The following is a 15,366-nucleotide window of genomic DNA, read 5'->3' as shown; positions in this document are numbered from 1 at the left end:
CGCCGACCTTACCGGCTTTGCCTGAGGTGCGAAAGCGCGGTAGCGGCATCGACATTAACTGTAACAAAGGCGTCTATACATTCACTGCAATGGAATAGAGACCGCCTATGAGCTGGATTGTTAAACCGTATTTCCTTAATCTTCGCCCCCTCGATACGCTGCACCCATTCTTTTACAGGACTGTCGAGCCCAAGCCTTCCCCAAGTGCTTTCAACGGTCCTTTTTTATTCCCGCCGGCAATCCGGCGTTCCGCGCCCAGTGTTTCGGGCCGGTCAACAGGAGCAGGTCATGTCTGAAGTTCGTCATTCGCGAGTGATTATTCTCGGTTCCGGCCCTGCCGGTTACAGCGCTGCTGTCTATGCGGCCCGTGCCAACCTCAAGCCACTGCTGATCACCGGCATGCAAGCGGGTGGTCAACTGACCACCACCACCGAAGTCGACAACTGGCCGGGCGACGTCCACGGCCTGACTGGCCCGGCGCTGATGGAACGGATGAAAGAGCACGCCGAGCGCTTTGAAACCGAGATCGTGTTTGATCACATCAATGCCGTGGACTTCGCTGCCAAGCCGTACACCCTGATCGGCGATAGCGCGACTTACACCTGCGACGCCCTGATCATCGCTACCGGTGCCAGCGCGCGTTACCTGGGCCTGCCTTCGGAAGAAACGTTCATGGGCAAAGGCGTTTCGGCCTGCGCGACCTGTGACGGTTTCTTCTATCGCAACAAGCCAGTGGCTGTGGTCGGTGGCGGTAACACCGCAGTTGAAGAAGCGCTGTACCTGGCCAACATCGCCAGCACTGTGACCCTGATTCACCGTCGTGAAACGTTCCGCGCCGAGAAGATCCTGATCGACAAGCTCAATGCCCGGGTTGCCGAAGGCAAGATCATCCTGAAGCTGAACGCGACCCTGGACGAAGTGCTGGGCGACAACATGGGCGTGACCGGTGCTCGCCTGAAGAACAACGATGGCAGCTTCGACGAAATCAAAGTCGACGGCGTGTTCATCGCCATCGGCCACACCCCGAACACGTCGTTGTTCGAAGGTCAGCTGACGTTGAAAGACGGCTACCTGGTTGTACAGGGCGGCCGTGACGGCAACGCCACTGCCACCAGCGTCGAAGGTATCTTTGCTGCCGGTGACGTGGCCGACCACGTTTATCGTCAAGCCATCACCTCGGCCGGCGCCGGCTGCATGGCAGCACTGGACACTGAGCGTTACCTCGACGGCCTGCAGAACGTTTCGTTCTGATTCCGTAGAAAACAAAAAAACCGGCCTTGGCCGGTTTTTTTGTGGGCAGACGATTCTGCCTCAGGACAATTTCGCAAGGCACGCCTCAAGAATATCCAGTCCTTCCTCCAGCACTGCCGCCTCTGTTGTCAAAGGCGCCAGTAGCCGAATGATGTGGCGCGACTTGCCGCTGGGCATCAGCAGCAAGCCCGACTCTCGCGCCAGGGCCAGCAACTGTGTCAGTTGCACCGAAGCCGGTGTGCCGTCGGCATTGATCAACTCAATGCCGCGCATAGCACCCACGCCGGTCAAACGGCCCAGATACGGTGACAGTCCGCGTGCCCGCCAGGCTTCGTAGCGGCTGACAATCGCTTCTTCCTGCTGCGAGCCCCAGGCATGCAGATGTGCATCACTCATTTCGTCCAGGGTCGCCAATGCGGCGGCGCAGGCGATGGGATTGCCTGAGTAAGTGCCGCCCAATCCGCCCTTGGGCAAGTTGTCGATTAGCGATTTGCGCCCGACAACCGCCCCGAGCGGCACGCCGCCGGCAATGCTTTTGCCCAACAGAATCAGGTCCGGCTCAATGCCCAGTCGCGAGAACGCAAACCGCTGGCCGGTGCGACCGAAACCGGACTGGATTTCATCGGCAATCAGCAAAATGCCTTTGTCATCACAGAAACGCCGCAGCGCTTGGGCGAATTCCACATCCATCGCCAGAAACCCGCCTTCGCCCTGTACCGGTTCGACGATAAAACAGGCCACGTCATTCACGTCGATCTCGACGCTGAACAGCCGATCCATCGCCTTCAGGGCCTCGGCGCAGGTCACGTCATTGTCTTTGCTGGGGAAGGGCAGGTGGTACACCGGCCCCGGCAGCACGCCGACTTTCTGCTTGTAGGGGGCGACTTTGCCGTTGAGGTTGAGGGTGGCCAGCGTGCGGCCGTGGAAGGCGCCGTCAAAGGCAATGATCGCGGTGCGGCCGGTGGCGCCACGGACGATTTTCAGGGCGTTTTCCGCCGCTTCCGCGCCGCTGTTGGTGAGCATGCCACTGACCGGGTAATCCACCGGAATAAACGCGGCCAGGCGATCCATCAGTTCGATGTAAGGCACATGGGGAGCCGCGTTGAACGCGTAGTGGGTCAGGCGGGTGGCTTGTTCACGAATGGCCTCGACGATGCGCGGATGGCAATGGCCGAGGTTCAGTACGCCGATTCCCCCGACAAAGTCGATGTAGCGCTTGCCATCGGTGTCCCAGACTTCGGCATTTTTGCCGTGGCTGAGACTGATGGGGTGAACAATGGAAATCGACTGACTGATGGTTTCGCTGCGCATGGATGGCTGACTCTGAAGAAGGGATGCTTCTTTTTATCTAAGCCGCGAGCAGAGGTGCCCGGCAAACGAAATAAAGTTGCCGGGTCAATCTTAAAAGTCGGGATGTGCCCTGATACCGATCGATGGCGACGCATAATCCGTGGCGAGGGAGCAAGCTCCCTCGCCACAGGTTTAGCGACGAGTCAGTGGCTGCTGAGCGAACTTCACACCCGCCAAGCCATGGGCAATCAACGCCCGGATATTGCCGTGGTCGCTGCCTTCGGGCGTAGCCACCACCGAGCGATAATGCTCGCCAAACGCCAACAGTGCCTCTTCATCGCTCAGACCTTCCAGCAGCGCCAGGCCCAGGGTCTTGCACGAGCCTTCGTTCTGCCCGGCTGCGTTTTCCACGCCACCGTTGTTGAAAGCCTGGGGCTGGTAGTCATAACCGGCGGCAATGAATGCCAGGGTGTCGGCGAAAACGTGTTCGCCACTCTTGAGGCTGGCGCGCAGGGTGTTCAAATCACTCATTGGGTTTTCCTTTGGCGAACGCCGCTTGTTGGTCGGCGCTGGCTTCTTTCTGGTATTGGGCTTTCCACTCGGCGTACGGCATGCCGTAAACCACTTCGCGGGCTTCATCGAGGCTGACGTCGATCTGGCGTTCGTCGGCGGCGGCCTTGTACCACTTGGACAGGCAGTTGCGGCAGAAACCCGAGAGGTTCATCAGGTCGATGTTCTGCACGTCCTTGCGGCTGTCCAGGTGGGCAACCAGCCGGCGAAAGGCGGCGGCTTCAAGTTCCAGGCGTTGTTGATCGTTCATGATGGGCTCTGTGCAATCAAATCGTGGCGCGGATGATAAAAGCCTGGCGAGCGATACGCCAGACGCGGTCAGCGGCTGGCAGCCAGGGTAATCGACACCGACTCGGCGAAGCGCAGGGCGTGGGGCTTGTCGACTTCGACTTCGGCATACAGCACCGACTCGTTGGCCATGATCAGGTCCAGCAGCTCCTGGGTCAGGCGCTCGAGCAGGGCAAAGCGATTGCCTTCCACGTGGGCAATGATCGCCTTGGTGATGGTGCGGTAGTTCAGCGCGTGATCGATGTCGTTGTCACGCACGGCGTCCTGGGCGGCATACAGGATGGTCAGGTTGATCAGCACATCCTGCTTGTTGAGGATTTCGTCCTCGTTGATCCCGATGAAAGTTCGCAAACACAGGTCCTTGACCCGGATGCGTGCCATTCCTGGTTGAAGTTGTGGCATTGCTACTTGCTCCGTCCAATCAATTGCAGGAACTCCTGACGGGTGTTGCTCGACTCGCGGAAGGCACCGAGCATCACCGAGGTGTTCATGGTCGAATTCTGTTTCTCGACGCCGCGCATCATCATGCACATGTGCTGGGCTTCGATGACCACCGCGACACCGGCGGCATCGGTCACTTGCTGCACGGCCTCGGCGATTTGCCGGGTAAGGTTCTCCTGTATTTGCAGGCGGCGGGCGAACATATCCACAAGCCGTGCAATCTTCGACAGGCCGAGCACCTTGCCCGTTGGAATATAAGCCACATGCGCCTTGCCGATGAAGGGCAACATGTGATGTTCACACAGCGAGTACAACTCGATGTTGTCGACAATGATCATTTCATCGTTGTCGGAGGCGAACAGTGCGCCGTTGACGATCTCTTCGACACTCTGTTCGTAACCATGACACAGGTATTGCATCGCCTTGGCGGCGCGCAACGGGGTGTCTTGCAGCCCTTCGCGGTCGGGGTTTTCACCGAGGCCGATGAGGATCTCGCGATAGCTCTGGGACAGGGCGTTGTGGGGCAGGGATAACGTCATGGGGACATCCTCGCGGGGGCGGCTTATTTGACGTGCCGTCCGCCATTGACGGTCAGGGTCGTGCCGGTGACATAAGGGTTGTCGAGCAAATAGCGCAGGCTCTGGTAGATCACTTCGCTGCCGGGCTCGATGCCCAGTGCGGATTTGGCCAGGACCCTGGCGCGGTACGCCGCATCGTCGTCGGACTTGAACAGTAGCAGGGCTGGGGCGATACCGTTGACCTTGATGTCTGGCGCGTACTTCGCGGCAAAGGACAGGGTCAGGCTGTCGAGCCCGGCTTTACTGGCGCAGTAGCCGATGTGCTTGCTGCTGCCCTTGCGGGTCACGTCATCGCTGATGTGCACGATGTCGGCGGGGCTTGAGCATCTGAGTAAATCGGCACAGTGCAGGTTGATCAGGTAGGGCGCCAGCATGTGCACGCTGAACATGCGGGTGAAGGCATCGGCTTCGGCGCCTGGGGTTTCGGCCAGCCATTCGGAGGCATTATGGACAATCGCCCGAAGGCTGTCGGTGTGGTTCTTCAGTTCGCCGATGAATGTGAGAATCCCGGCCTCGCTGGAAAAGTCCGCGAACACCGCGGTCGCTCCCAGATCGCGCAGGGTCTTTACGCCGGGGCGTTCGCTGCGGTAACTGAAAATGACCGGATGGCCGTCTTCGAGCAAACGCTGCGCACAGTGCAAGCCGACACGCTGGCCGGCACCGGTGATGAGGATGGGGGCTGCGGAAGAGGTCATGAACGGCTCGCGTCGCGGTTAGAGCAAAACTATACCAGCGACGGGAGTCGTGCACCTACGCTCCTGCAAGAGTTACTGATTTTGGGTAGTAGGCGTTGCGGGCAACGGTTGTTGCGGTGCGGTGTTCAGCCAGCCGGCCAGCAGATGGGTCGACAATGGAATGAAGAAATAGACCATCAGCGGCGTCAGGCACAGGGTGCTGACGAACACCCGGACCAGCAATCCCGTTTCAGCCAATAACGGTCCCAGCACAAAGTTGAACAGCAGGGACACCGGAAAGAACGCCAGCCAGATCGCCACGGCCTGCTTCCAGCGTGGCGGGCGTTGCCCTACCGCACCGAACCAGCCATCGATGCCACTGACCCGATGCTCAGAAGGATGGGCAAACAGATTGCTGCCGCGTCCCAGCCAAGCGGTACGCGACGCGGAATGCTCCCAGGCATGCAGGGTCTGCTCGTCGGCGAAGCGGAAAATAATCTGGAATTCGTCATCCTCGGGCGGCGGAGCGAGCACGCCAGAACCGAGATAGCCGGGGAAGTCGGTGGCCAGTTGTTCGCCTTCGCGCAACCAGGCCATCAGGTCCTGATAACGCCCATCGGCGACGCGACGCGCAACCATCAGCGTGACGGGTGAGGTAGACATTGTGTATCTCCATAGGGCAAATGCGTCGCTCCGGATAGGAGTTCCGCCAGACACAGCGCCGGGTAGTGGGCTGCGTCTCGGGACAAGCAAGAATTATTCCTGATTGCCTCATGGACGTCAGTACCAAATTCGTTCAACTTCGTGTTGAATCCTAACGGGGCAAGGGAGTTAGAATGGATCCAAAAATATACAAGGACGTAGATTTGAAGATGCCTGTGCTGACCGACCTTGCACCTGATTTGCCCTCCCGCACCTCCCTGAATCGAGAAGAGCTGTTCCCGATTCGTGAGGTCGCGCGCCTGACAGGGGTCAATCCAGTCACGCTCAGAGCCTGGGAGCGACGCTACGGGCTGATACAACCCACCCGCACCGAAAGCGGGCACCGTTTGTATTCGATGATCGATATCGAGCGTGTCCGCAGCATCCTCGGCTGGATCGAGCGCGGTGTCGCGGTCAGCAAGATTGGCAAGATACTGGCCAAGACCGAACCGCTCCAGGTGCTGGAGCGGATCATTCCCGACGAACTCGTTCAAGCCGACTATGGCCAATGGCAGCAGCAGGTCAAGGCGGCAGTGAGTGTTTTTGACGAAGTTCAACTGGAGCACGTCTACGGTCAGATTTTTTCCAGTTATCCGCTGACGGTTGTGTTCCAGGACATCCTGATTCCGATCTGGAAGCTATTGCTACAACGCCATGATGCGTTCGGTGAGACCAGCGAGTGGCTTTTTCTGGATGGCTTTCTGCGTTCTCGAGTATTGCAACGCCTGCTGCTGGTGCGTGTCATGCAACCGCGACAAGTGATTGTCTGCGCTTTGGCCGACCAATGTCGTGAGCTCGAAGTGTTGGTCACGGCGCTGTATCTGAGCAGCGTCGATTCGGCTATTCAATTGTTGGCGATCGGGCAGCCCTTCGACGAGTTGATCCTGGTCTGTGAGAAGATCAAGCCCAAGGCGCTGGTGCTGATTTCCAATCACGCGCCGGCTGCCGAACTGCCTCGACGTTTGAACCGTCTGGCCATGGGCCTGGACTGTCAGCTGTTTCTGGCTGGGGATGCGTCCGACCTGGCGCAAGAAAGTCTGGCCGGGTCGTCGGTGGGTTGCCTTGGAAACGAGGGGGGGATGATGCGCCAGCGTCTGAAACAGTTCCTGGCGGGAAACCTGGATACCTGAGATTCAAATATGCAAAGCAGGATGGGTCAGGCGATGTTGCTGAAGGATGTACTGACGCAGACGCTCGGTTTCGTCCTTGTCACTCTGGCTCAACTCGTAGGCGTAGAAACCTTGCTCGGTCTCACGCTCCAGGGTGCCGCGCAACGCAATCCGCTCATAGCCTGACGGGCTGAACCACAACGCGAAGTGCTTTGGCGCTTTGGTCTTGTTGCGAACTTCCAGCAAAACCCCTTTGAACGATATTTCGTGCACCCACATCGTGCCGGGTTGCCCCTTGGCATTTTCCAGCGCCACCGGCTCTTCGAGCGCCAGGCGCCATGGCCGAATCATTGGCCCGTCTTCATAAATGCTGGGGACACCGAGGCGTAGATGCATTGCGTGAAACTCATCTTCCACCAGGTGCAGCGGGAAGGTCATTTGCTGATTTTCGAAAGTGGCCTGGATGGTGACTTGCTCATGAGCGGCCAGGCGTGTGAGCAAATCACGGATCTGCGAGCCGCCGTTGACCAGCAAACTCGACGTCGCATCCCGCACATTGAGTTGCGGGTTGTGTTGCATGGTCTGGATAAAGTCCAGCTCATCCTGGGTCAGGAGTGCGTCGCGCTGCATGATTTGCTCGAAAGAAATAATTACAAAGTCATCGGTGATTGTAGTAAATGACCACTAATTCGCAGATTGGTTTGATCCGTTCGTCGACTTGAGATCAGCAAGTTCTGCCTGTACCTCGGCCAATTGCGCTTCCAGCTGTGCAACTCGCTGCTGTGCCTTGACCTGAACCGTGACGTCTTTCTGCACCCCGACAAAATAGGTTTGTCCGTCGTGCGGGTTTTTTACCGTGGAAAGCGACAGTTCGTTCCAGAACGGGGTGCCGTCCTTGCGGTAGTTCCTGAGAATTTCCCGGCAGGAACCGCCATTGCCCAACGCCTGGCGAATCAATGCGAGGGCGGGCTGATCCCGGTCTCCTGACTGCAAAAAACGGCAATCCTGGTAGAGGATTTCTTCGCTGGTATAGCCCGTCAGGCGTTCGAACGCCGGGTTTACGTAAATCAGGATGTTGTCCTGTTCGCCTTCCTTTTCGGCAATCACGATGCCGTCGTTGGACGCCTCGATTACCAGTTGCAGCAGTGAGGCATTGATCATCGCAGAGTCCTTTGCGTATTGATGGGTACGCTGCATTCTAAAAGATCAATGAGGGCTGTGCTGTTAATATCTCGGCCTTTTACTCAGCTTCAGGATCAGATTGATGAAAGTCGCCATCCTTTCCGGCTCGGTGTACGGCACGGCTGAAGAAGTCGCCCGCCACGCCGCAAGTCTATTGAACGCCGCCGGTTTTGAAACCTGGCACAACCCGCGCGCGACACTTGCCGATGTTCAGGCCTTTGGCCCGGAAGCATTTCTGGCGGTGACTTCGACCACCGGCATGGGCGAGTTGCCGGACAATCTACAACCGTTGTATTCGACGATCCGCGATCAATTGCCCGCCACCTGGCGTGGCTTGCCGGGTGCCGTTATAGGGTTGGGCGACTCGAGTTACGGCGATACGTTCTGCGGTGGCGGTGAGCAAATGCGTGAATTGTTCGGCGAACTGGGCGTGCGTGAAGTGCTGCCGATGTTGCGTCTGGACGCCAGTGAAACCGTAACGCCGGAAACCGACGCCGAGCCTTGGCTGGCGGACCTGGTCAGCGCTCTGCGGGGCTGACCGGCTTTTATTGGCGGCAGTGTTCTGACATGGATCCAGGCTCCCCCGCGCACTGACTCGCTCGGCCACCAAGCTGGCTGCCAATGCAACTAGCCGATCTCCGGGGGCTGACTAGACTGCTGTAACGTCAGTGAACATTAAGAACCCAGAACAATAAAAAGAGATCCTTGCCGTGAGCGTAACCCCCCTCCAGTCGCCACACAGTCTCCAGGATAAAGTCAGTGCCGCCGAGTGGCAGACCCGCGTCGACCTGGCGGCCTGTTATCGTCTGGTCGCCCTCCACGGCTGGGACGATCTGATCTTCACGCACATTTCAGCCAAGGTGCCAGGCACTGAAGACTTCCTGATCAACCCGTTCGGGATGATGTTCCATGAAATCACCGCGTCGAGTCTGGTCAAGGTCGATCAGGCCGGCAACAAATTGATGGACAGCCCCTACGAGATCAACCCGGCGGGTTACACCATCCACAGTGCGGTGCATGAAGTCCGGCATGACGTCGTGTGTGTGCTGCATACCCACACGGCGGCGGGCGTGGCGGTATCGGCGCAGAAACAGGGCATTTTGCCGATCAGTCAGCAGTCATTGTTCGTCCTGTCCAGCCTGGCTTATCACGCCTACGAAGGCGTGGCACTGAACCATGAGGAGAAGGCGCGGCTGCAAGCCGACCTGGGTGAAAACAACTTTCTGATGCTGCACAACCACGGTCTGCTGACCTGTGGCGGCACCATCGCCGACACGTTCCTGATGATGTTTACCTTTCAGCGCGCCTGCGAGATTCAGGTGCTGGCGCAGAACGGTGGCGCGGAGCTGATTGCCATCGAACCGCAGATTCTGGCGGGCGCCAAGGCGATGATCGCCGGCGTCACCAAAAGTGCTCAAGGGATGGGTGGCGCGCTGGCCTGGCCGGCGCTGCTGCGCAAACTCGATAAACAAGACACGGGTTATAAACTCTAAATGGCACTCGCCGAAATTCCTCTGTGTGTCTGGCGTAAACGCGGCCAGACGTTTGTCTTCCGCGGTCAGACCATCCGCTATTGGGCAGCGGGGCAGGGCGAACCGCTGTTGTTGATCCATGGCTTCCCGACCGCCAGTTGGGACTGGCATTACCTGTGGCAGCCGCTGGCGCAGCGCTATCGGGTGATTGCCTGCGACATGCTTGGCTTCGGCGATTCGGCCAAACCGGTGAACCACAACTACAGCCTGCTGGAGCAGGCCGATCTGCAACAAGCGTTATTGGCGCACTTGAACGTCGAGCAACCCGTTCACGTGTTGGCACATGATTATGGCGACAGCGTGGCCCAGGAACTCTTGGCCCGGCATTACGAAGCACACGCTCATATCGCCAGTTGCGTGTTCCTCAATGGCGGGTTGTTTCCCGAAACCCATCGCCCGGTGTTGATGCAAAAACTCCTGCTAAGCCCCTTGGGCTGGATGATCGGGCTAGCTTTTACCCGGGACGCTCTGGTGAAGAATTTCAAGCAGATTTTCGGTCCGCAGACCCGGCCCACCGAAAGTGAGCTGGATGATTTCTGGAGCCTGGTCGATAGCAATCACGGGCAGCGGATCATGCATAAATTGATCGGTTATATCCCGCAGCGGCGTGTCCAGCGTGAGCGTTGGGTCAGCGCCATGCAGCGCGGCGAAGTGCCGCTGCGCGTTATCGATGGCGAGGTCGACCCGGTTTCCGGCGCGCACATGGTGGCGCGCTATCGGCAACTGATTCCCGCCCCGGACACTGTCCTGCTGTCCGAGATCGGCCATTACCCACAAATCGAAGCGCCGGCGCAGGTGCTCAAGCACTATCTGGAGTTTCGCGATCAGTTGATTTCACCGCCGCTCAAGTTGGCGTGTTCCTGACTATCCCGCTGCCTTATCGCGCACCATTCAGCCGCCCCCGTGTTCATTGTGACCGGCAGCCCCGTGCCCGACACTCGCACTAATAGTCCCTGGCCTGCTGGAGTTCCCCATGAATGAGTCTATGCGCTTCGAAGATAAAGTCGTGATTGTCACCGGTGCGGGCGGCGGCTTGGGGCGAGCGCATGCATTGCTGTTCGCCAAACAGGGCGCCAGAGTGCTGGTCAATGATCTCGGCGGCTCGGCTCAGGGTGAAGGCGCCAATGCGTCGGCGGCCGATCGGGTGGTGGCGGAAATTCGTGAAGCGGGCGGCATTGCCGAGGCAAACCATGACTCCGTCACCGACGGTGACAAAATCGTCCAGCACGCCCTCGATACGTTCGGTCGTATCGATGTCGTGGTGAACAACGCCGGCATCCTGCGGGACAAGACCTTTCACAAAATGGACGACAGCGATTGGGACCTGGTTTACCGCGTTCACGTCGAAGGCGCCTACAAGGTCACTCGCGCCGCCTGGCCACACATGCGTGAGCAAAACTATGGCCGCGTGATCTTCACCGCGTCGACCTCGGGCATCTATGGCAACTTCGGGCAGTCAAACTATGGCATGGCCAAGCTCGGCCTCTACGGCCTGACCCGCACACTGGCTATCGAGGGCCGCAAGAACAACATCCTGGTCAATGCCGTCGCCCCCACGGGTGGCACCCGTATGACTGAAGGCCTGATCCCGCCGCAGATGTTCGAGCAACTCAAACCGGAATTGGTCAGCCCATTGGTGGTGTACCTGGCCAGCGAGCATTGCCAGGAGACGTCTGGTCTGTTCGAGGTCGGTGGCGGCTGGATGGGCAAGGTGCGCTGGGAGCGCAGCCTGGGCGCCGGGTTCGATCCGCGGGTCGGTTTCTCGCCGGAGGATGTGGCGGCGCATTGGCAGCAGATCTGCGATTTCGAAGGCGCGGCGCATCCGAAGGACAACATTGAGGCGCTGAAGGAAATGATGGAGAACTTGCAGAAGTATTCCCTCTGACGCTGATTGCGCGACATCTGGCGTGGCTTGCCTGAGCCCCGTCATCTTCTCCCGACTACTCCTTGCCTGAAAACCTTTCGCCCATAAAAAAGGCCGCTGCAAACGCAGCGGCCAAAGTAAGACGTGGATCCAGGAGCTACAAATCAACGTCAGTGAACACAGGGCGATGAGTCGAAAAAATACGCTTCGAATCATCTGGATTCTGTCGCCAATGGGGTGGTCTATCATCCCCATTGCTTTGTGCTTTCGGGCGGTTTGCCGTGACAGCCAGGTAAGAATAAGGCCTTGATCACAAAGGAAAAATAGCGATTTCTGACATGCACTGTTACAGTCTTGGCAACAGTCTTCGGCTGACCTTTTGTAACAGCTGCCGCTAGCTGCGCCAGCTGTTACACATCCAACTTCAACCATGTCCCATGCACTGCACTGATAACCCTCCATCCAGCCCATCCATACCCCGCGCAAAACCCCGCCCCATGCGGGCCTTCATCCTTTGGAGGTACATCGCGAATACCTCCTTGGTGCGCTTATCGCTCCCGGCGAGCGGCAGTAGGGTGGGGTCTTCTGTCACTCACCGGGGAAGACGCATGACAAAAACAACAATGCGCGCCATCTTCAAACCGCAAGCGCTGGCCGCTGCGGTGGCCTTGGGCTGCTGCGCCCAGGCGCAGGCTGTTTCATTCAACATCGGCGAAATCGAGGGGCAGTTCGATTCCTCGTTGTCCGTCGGCGCGAGCTGGGGCATGCGCGATGCCGACAAGTCGCTGGTGGGTACCGTCAATGGCGGGACAGGCCAGTCTTCGACCGGTGATGACGGACGCCTGAACTTCAAGAAAGGCGAAACCTTCTCCAAGATCTTCAAGGGCATCCACGACCTCGAATTGAAGTACGGCGACACGGGCGTGTTCGTCCGTGGCAAGTACTGGTACGACTTCGAGCTCAAAGACGAAGACCGCGAGTTCAAGCAGATCAGTGACAGTGGCCGCAAGGAAGGCGCCAAGTCTTCCGGGGCGGAGCTTCTCGATGCCTTCGTTTATCACAACTATTCCATCGCCGATCTGCCGGGCACCGTGCGTGCCGGTAAACAGGTGGTCAGCTGGGGTGAAAGCACCTTCATCGGCAACTCGATCAACAGCATCAACCCGGTCGACGTTTCGGCGTTCCGGCGTCCCGGCGCGGAGATCAAGGAAGGCCTGATTCCGGTCAACATGCTGTTCGCCTCCCAGGGCTTGACCGATCAACTCACGGTGGAAGGTTTCTACCAACTGGAGTGGGATCAGACGGTTCTCGACAACTGTGGCACCTTCTTCGGTAACGACGTGGTGGCGGACGGTTGCAACAACAACTACACCGTCGGCAGCCCGGCGATTGCTCCGCTGGCACCACTGGCGGCAGCCTTTGGCCAACCTATCCAGGTCACCCGTGAGGGCGTGATCGTGCCCCGTGGCGGTGACCGCGATGCACGGGATTCGGGGCAGTGGGGCGCGGCTTTGCGCTGGCTCGGTGACGACACCGAATACGGCCTCTACTTCATGAACTACCACAGTCGCACACCGACCGTCGGCACCACCACCGCCGGGCTGTCCACATTGGCCAGCCTGCCGGGCATGGTCAGCACTGCCAACCGTCTGGCTCCGGGCAGCGGTTCGGGCCTGGCGCAAAGCGTGATGCTCGGGCGCGGCCAGTACTACCTCGAATACCCGGAGGACATTCGCCTGTACGGTGCGAGTTTCTCCACCACGTTGCCCACCGGCACTGCCTGGACTGGCGAAATCAGCTACCGGCCTAACGCTCCGGTGCAGGTCAACACCAACGACCTGACCCTGGCGTTGCTCAACCCGATCGCCGGCGGCGCGGCATCGCCTGTTGCGACCCGGCCTGGCGCCGACAATACCGGTTACCGCCGCAAGGAAGTGACCCAGGTGCAAAGCACCCTGACGCACTTCTTCGATCAAGTGCTGGGCGCCCAGCGGCTGACCCTGGTCGGTGAAGCGGCGATGGTCCATGTCGGTGGTCTGGAGCCGCGGAGCAAGCTGCGTTACGGCCGTGATTCGGTCTACGGCCAGTACGGTTTCGGTGGCGATACTGACGGCTTCGTCACTTCGACGTCCTGGGGCTACCGTGCCCGGGCAATCCTCGATTACGCCAACGTGATTGGCGGGATCAACCTCAAACCCAACCTGTCCTGGTCCCATGACGTCGCTGGCTACGGCCCCAACGGGCTGTTCAACGAAGGCGCCAAGGCGATCAGCGTCGGTGTCGATGCCGACTACCGCAACACCTATACCGCAAGCTTGAGTTACACCGACTTTTTCGGCGGGAATTACAACACCCTGACCGACCGCGACTTCCTGGCGCTGAGCTTCGGCGTGAACTTCTGATCTGGCTGAGAAGGATGATGTTAATGCGCAAGATGATTCTGCAATGCGGCGCTCTGGCACTGAGTCTGTTGGCCGCCAACGTGATGGCTGCGGTCTCGCCGGAAGAGGCCAATAAGCTCGGCACCACCCTCACGCCGCTGGGCGCCGAGAAGGCCGGCAACGCCGATGGTTCGATCCCGGCCTGGACCGGTGGCATCCCGAAAAACGCTGGCGCTGTCGACAGCAAAGGCTTCCTGGCTGACCCGTTCGCCAGTGAAAAGCCGCTGTTCACCATCACCGCCGCAACGGTCGACAAGTACAAGGACAAGCTTTCGGACGGTCAGGTGGCGATGTTCAAGCGCTACCCGGAGACTTACAAAATTCCGGTCTACCCGACCCACCGCACCGTGGCCGTGCCGCCGGAAATCTACGAGTCGGCCAAGCGCAGCGCGCTGAACGTAACCAGCATCAACGACGGTAACGGTCTGGCCAATTTCACCGGCAATCGCTACTACGCGTTCCCGATTCCGAAGAATGGCGTCGAGGTGCTGTGGAACCACATCACCCGTTACCACGGCGGCAACCTGCGACGCATCATCACCCAGGTGACCCCGCAGACCAACGGCAGCTACACGCCAATCCGTTTCGAGGAAGAGATCGCCGTACCGCAACTGATGAAGGACCTGGACCCGGACAAAGCCGCCAATGTGCTGACCTTCTTCAAACAGTCGGTGACCGCGCCGGCACGGCTGGCGGGTAACGTATTGCTGGTGCATGAAACCCTCGACCAGGTGAAAGAACCGCGACTGGCGTGGATCTACAACGCCGGTCAACGTCGTGTGCGCCGTGCACCGCAAGTGGCCTACGACGGACCGGGCACCGCCGCTGACGGCCTGCGGACTTCGGACAACTTCGACATGTTCTCCGGTGCGCCAGATCGCTACGACTGGAAACTGATCGGCAAAAAGGAAATGTACATCCCCTACAACAGTTACAAGCTCGACTCGCCGAGCCTCAAGTACGATGACGTGGTGAAAGCCGGGCACATCAACCAGGACCTGACCCGCTACGAGTTGCACCGGGTCTGGGAAGTGGTCGGCACGGTCAAGCCGAGTGAGCGGCACATCTACGCCAAACGCCACATGTACCTTGACGAAGACAGCTGGCAAGTGGCGCTGGTGGACCACTACGACGGTCGCGGCCAACTGTGGCGAGTGGCCGAAGGTCACGCCCAGTACTACTACGATCACCAGACTCCGGCCTACACCCTCGAGGCGCTCTACGACATCATCGCTGGCCGATACATTGCCCTGGGAATGAAGAACGAAGAGAAGCACAGTTTCATATTTGGCTTTGACGCCAAGGCTGCTGACTACACACCGTCGGCTCTGCGCGCCGAGGGCGTTCGGTAAGGGTTTTGATACATTGGCATCACGAAAGGCGACCGGTGGGTCGCCTTTTTTATGGGCGCCAATCAGCGCGCTGAATACCTCTCAACAAGCGG

At 59.0% G+C, this 15,366-nt stretch carries 17 protein-coding genes; 8 read left to right on the top strand and 9 right to left on the bottom strand.

What is annotated here, in order from left to right; translation table 11 throughout:
• The first annotated feature begins 288 nt into the window (after positions 1–288).
• Complete coding sequence (gene trxB / locus PSH69_RS25025) at positions 289–1,251, top strand: thioredoxin-disulfide reductase (RefSeq protein ID WP_018927182.1); 963 nt, start codon at positions 289–291, stop codon at positions 1,249–1,251.
• 60 nt (positions 1,252–1,311) lie between these two features.
• Here the strand turns inward: trxB and PSH69_RS25020 are convergent, their stop codons facing one another.
• The 7 genes from PSH69_RS25020 to PSH69_RS24990 all read right to left on the bottom strand — a co-directional run bounded on the left by PSH69_RS25020 (position 1,312) and on the right by PSH69_RS24990 (position 5,755).
• Entirely contained in the window at positions 1,312–2,562 is a 1,251-nt protein-coding gene (locus PSH69_RS25020) for an aspartate aminotransferase family protein (RefSeq protein ID WP_305410135.1), read from the bottom strand.
• A gap of 171 nt (positions 2,563–2,733) precedes the next feature.
• The gene (locus tag PSH69_RS25015) at positions 2,734–3,072 is read right to left on the bottom strand and encodes a HopJ type III effector protein (RefSeq protein WP_018927180.1); all 339 of its coding nucleotides are present in this window, start codon (positions 3,070–3,072) and stop codon (positions 2,734–2,736) included.
• Positions 3,065–3,361: a DUF1244 domain-containing protein gene (locus tag PSH69_RS25010; RefSeq protein ID WP_018927179.1), complete on the bottom strand. Its 297-nt coding sequence runs from the start codon at positions 3,359–3,361 to the stop codon at positions 3,065–3,067. The genes PSH69_RS25015 and PSH69_RS25010 overlap by 8 nt, the downstream gene beginning before the upstream one ends.
• A 68-nt stretch (positions 3,362–3,429) precedes the next feature.
• On the bottom strand, positions 3,430–3,801 hold the full coding sequence (gene folX, locus PSH69_RS25005; RefSeq protein WP_007942179.1) for a dihydroneopterin triphosphate 2'-epimerase: 372 nt from the start codon (positions 3,799–3,801) through the stop codon (positions 3,430–3,432).
• A gap of 2 nt (positions 3,802–3,803) precedes the next feature.
• Complete coding sequence (gene folE, locus PSH69_RS25000) at positions 3,804–4,379, bottom strand: GTP cyclohydrolase I FolE (RefSeq protein WP_019647673.1); 576 nt, start codon at positions 4,377–4,379, stop codon at positions 3,804–3,806.
• Positions 4,380–4,402: 23 nt separating this feature from the next.
• Positions 4,403–5,113 carry a dihydromonapterin reductase gene (folM, locus tag PSH69_RS24995; protein WP_305410134.1) on the bottom strand — a complete coding sequence of 237 codons (711 nt, stop codon included), beginning with the start codon at positions 5,111–5,113 and terminating at the stop codon, positions 4,403–4,405.
• Positions 5,114–5,185: 72 nt separating this feature from the next.
• On the bottom strand, positions 5,186–5,755 hold the full coding sequence (locus PSH69_RS24990; RefSeq protein WP_305410133.1) for an antibiotic biosynthesis monooxygenase: 570 nt from the start codon (positions 5,753–5,755) through the stop codon (positions 5,186–5,188).
• Between the two features lie 173 nt (positions 5,756–5,928).
• Here PSH69_RS24990 and PSH69_RS24985 point away from each other — a divergent pair, with 173 nt between their 5' ends.
• Positions 5,929–6,924: a MerR family transcriptional regulator gene (locus tag PSH69_RS24985; protein WP_305410132.1), complete on the top strand. Its 996-nt coding sequence runs from the start codon at positions 5,929–5,931 to the stop codon at positions 6,922–6,924.
• Positions 6,925–6,927: 3 nt separating this feature from the next.
• On the opposite strand, the gene PSH69_RS24980 is transcribed toward PSH69_RS24985, so the two are convergent.
• Together PSH69_RS24980 and PSH69_RS24975 are read right to left on the bottom strand one after the other, a co-directional pair.
• On the bottom strand, positions 6,928–7,533 hold the full coding sequence (locus tag PSH69_RS24980) for a hypothetical protein (protein WP_018927173.1): 606 nt from the start codon (positions 7,531–7,533) through the stop codon (positions 6,928–6,930).
• Positions 7,534–7,587: 54 nt separating this feature from the next.
• Positions 7,588–8,064, bottom strand: a complete 477-nt coding sequence (locus PSH69_RS24975) for a PAS domain-containing protein (RefSeq protein ID WP_305410131.1) — start codon at positions 8,062–8,064, stop codon at positions 7,588–7,590.
• A gap of 103 nt (positions 8,065–8,167) precedes the next feature.
• On the opposite strand from PSH69_RS24975, the gene PSH69_RS24970 reads away from it, so the two are divergent.
• From PSH69_RS24970 to PSH69_RS24945, 6 genes are all read left to right on the top strand, one after another.
• The gene (locus PSH69_RS24970) at positions 8,168–8,623 is read left to right on the top strand and encodes a flavodoxin (RefSeq protein WP_305410130.1); all 456 of its coding nucleotides are present in this window, start codon (positions 8,168–8,170) and stop codon (positions 8,621–8,623) included.
• Positions 8,624–8,795: 172 nt separating this feature from the next.
• Positions 8,796–9,578 (top strand): class II aldolase/adducin family protein, encoded by a 783-nt coding sequence (locus PSH69_RS24965; RefSeq protein WP_305410129.1) that lies wholly within the window; start codon positions 8,796–8,798, stop codon positions 9,576–9,578.
• Positions 9,579–10,481 carry an alpha/beta fold hydrolase gene (locus tag PSH69_RS24960; RefSeq protein ID WP_230175490.1) on the top strand — a complete coding sequence of 301 codons (903 nt, stop codon included), beginning with the start codon at positions 9,579–9,581 and terminating at the stop codon, positions 10,479–10,481.
• Between the two features lie 109 nt (positions 10,482–10,590).
• The gene (locus PSH69_RS24955) at positions 10,591–11,502 is read left to right on the top strand and encodes an SDR family oxidoreductase (RefSeq protein ID WP_305410128.1); all 912 of its coding nucleotides are present in this window, start codon (positions 10,591–10,593) and stop codon (positions 11,500–11,502) included.
• Positions 11,503–12,089: 587 nt separating this feature from the next.
• Entirely contained in the window at positions 12,090–13,883 is a 1,794-nt protein-coding gene (locus PSH69_RS24950; RefSeq protein WP_305410127.1) for a DUF1302 domain-containing protein, read from the top strand.
• Positions 13,884–13,906: 23 nt separating this feature from the next.
• The gene (locus PSH69_RS24945; RefSeq protein WP_018927165.1) at positions 13,907–15,274 is read left to right on the top strand and encodes a DUF1329 domain-containing protein; all 1,368 of its coding nucleotides are present in this window, start codon (positions 13,907–13,909) and stop codon (positions 15,272–15,274) included.
• Positions 15,275–15,366: the final 92 nt, after the last annotated feature.

Origin of the sequence: Pseudomonas sp. FP1740 (assembly GCF_030687165.1) — a bacterium.
Lineage (GTDB): Bacteria > Pseudomonadota > Gammaproteobacteria > Pseudomonadales > Pseudomonadaceae > Aquipseudomonas.
This window is presented reverse-complemented; position numbering and strand designations above follow the sequence as displayed.

Excerpts from the sequence above, each read along its gene's own strand:
- folM (WP_305410134.1), bottom strand. The coding sequence starts at position 5,113 with ATGACCTCTTCCGCAGCCCCCATCCTCATCACCGGTGCCGGCCAGCGT.
- PSH69_RS24975 (WP_305410131.1), bottom strand. The coding sequence starts at position 8,064 with ATGATCAATGCCTCACTGCTGCAACTGGTAATCGAGGCGTCCAACGAC.
- folX (WP_007942179.1), bottom strand. The coding sequence starts at position 3,801 with ATGCCACAACTTCAACCAGGAATGGCACGCATCCGGGTCAAGGACCTG.
- PSH69_RS24960 (WP_230175490.1), top strand. The coding sequence starts at position 9,579 with ATGGCACTCGCCGAAATTCCTCTGTGTGTCTGGCGTAAACGCGGCCAG.
- PSH69_RS24980 (WP_018927173.1), bottom strand. The coding sequence starts at position 7,533 with ATGCAGCGCGACGCACTCCTGACCCAGGATGAGCTGGACTTTATCCAG.
- PSH69_RS24985 (WP_305410132.1), top strand. The coding sequence starts at position 5,929 with ATGGATCCAAAAATATACAAGGACGTAGATTTGAAGATGCCTGTGCTG.
- folE (WP_019647673.1), bottom strand. The coding sequence starts at position 4,379 with ATGACGTTATCCCTGCCCCACAACGCCCTGTCCCAGAGCTATCGCGAG.
- PSH69_RS24990 (WP_305410133.1), bottom strand. The coding sequence starts at position 5,755 with ATGTCTACCTCACCCGTCACGCTGATGGTTGCGCGTCGCGTCGCCGAT.
- PSH69_RS24945 (WP_018927165.1), top strand. The coding sequence starts at position 13,907 with ATGCGCAAGATGATTCTGCAATGCGGCGCTCTGGCACTGAGTCTGTTG.
- PSH69_RS24950 (WP_305410127.1), top strand. The coding sequence starts at position 12,090 with ATGACAAAAACAACAATGCGCGCCATCTTCAAACCGCAAGCGCTGGCC.
- PSH69_RS24955 (WP_305410128.1), top strand. The coding sequence starts at position 10,591 with ATGAATGAGTCTATGCGCTTCGAAGATAAAGTCGTGATTGTCACCGGT.
- PSH69_RS24970 (WP_305410130.1), top strand. The coding sequence starts at position 8,168 with ATGAAAGTCGCCATCCTTTCCGGCTCGGTGTACGGCACGGCTGAAGAA.
- PSH69_RS25015 (WP_018927180.1), bottom strand. The coding sequence starts at position 3,072 with ATGAGTGATTTGAACACCCTGCGCGCCAGCCTCAAGAGTGGCGAACAC.
- PSH69_RS25010 (WP_018927179.1), bottom strand. The coding sequence starts at position 3,361 with ATGAACGATCAACAACGCCTGGAACTTGAAGCCGCCGCCTTTCGCCGG.
- trxB (WP_018927182.1), top strand. The coding sequence starts at position 289 with ATGTCTGAAGTTCGTCATTCGCGAGTGATTATTCTCGGTTCCGGCCCT.
- PSH69_RS25020 (WP_305410135.1), bottom strand. The coding sequence starts at position 2,562 with ATGCGCAGCGAAACCATCAGTCAGTCGATTTCCATTGTTCACCCCATC.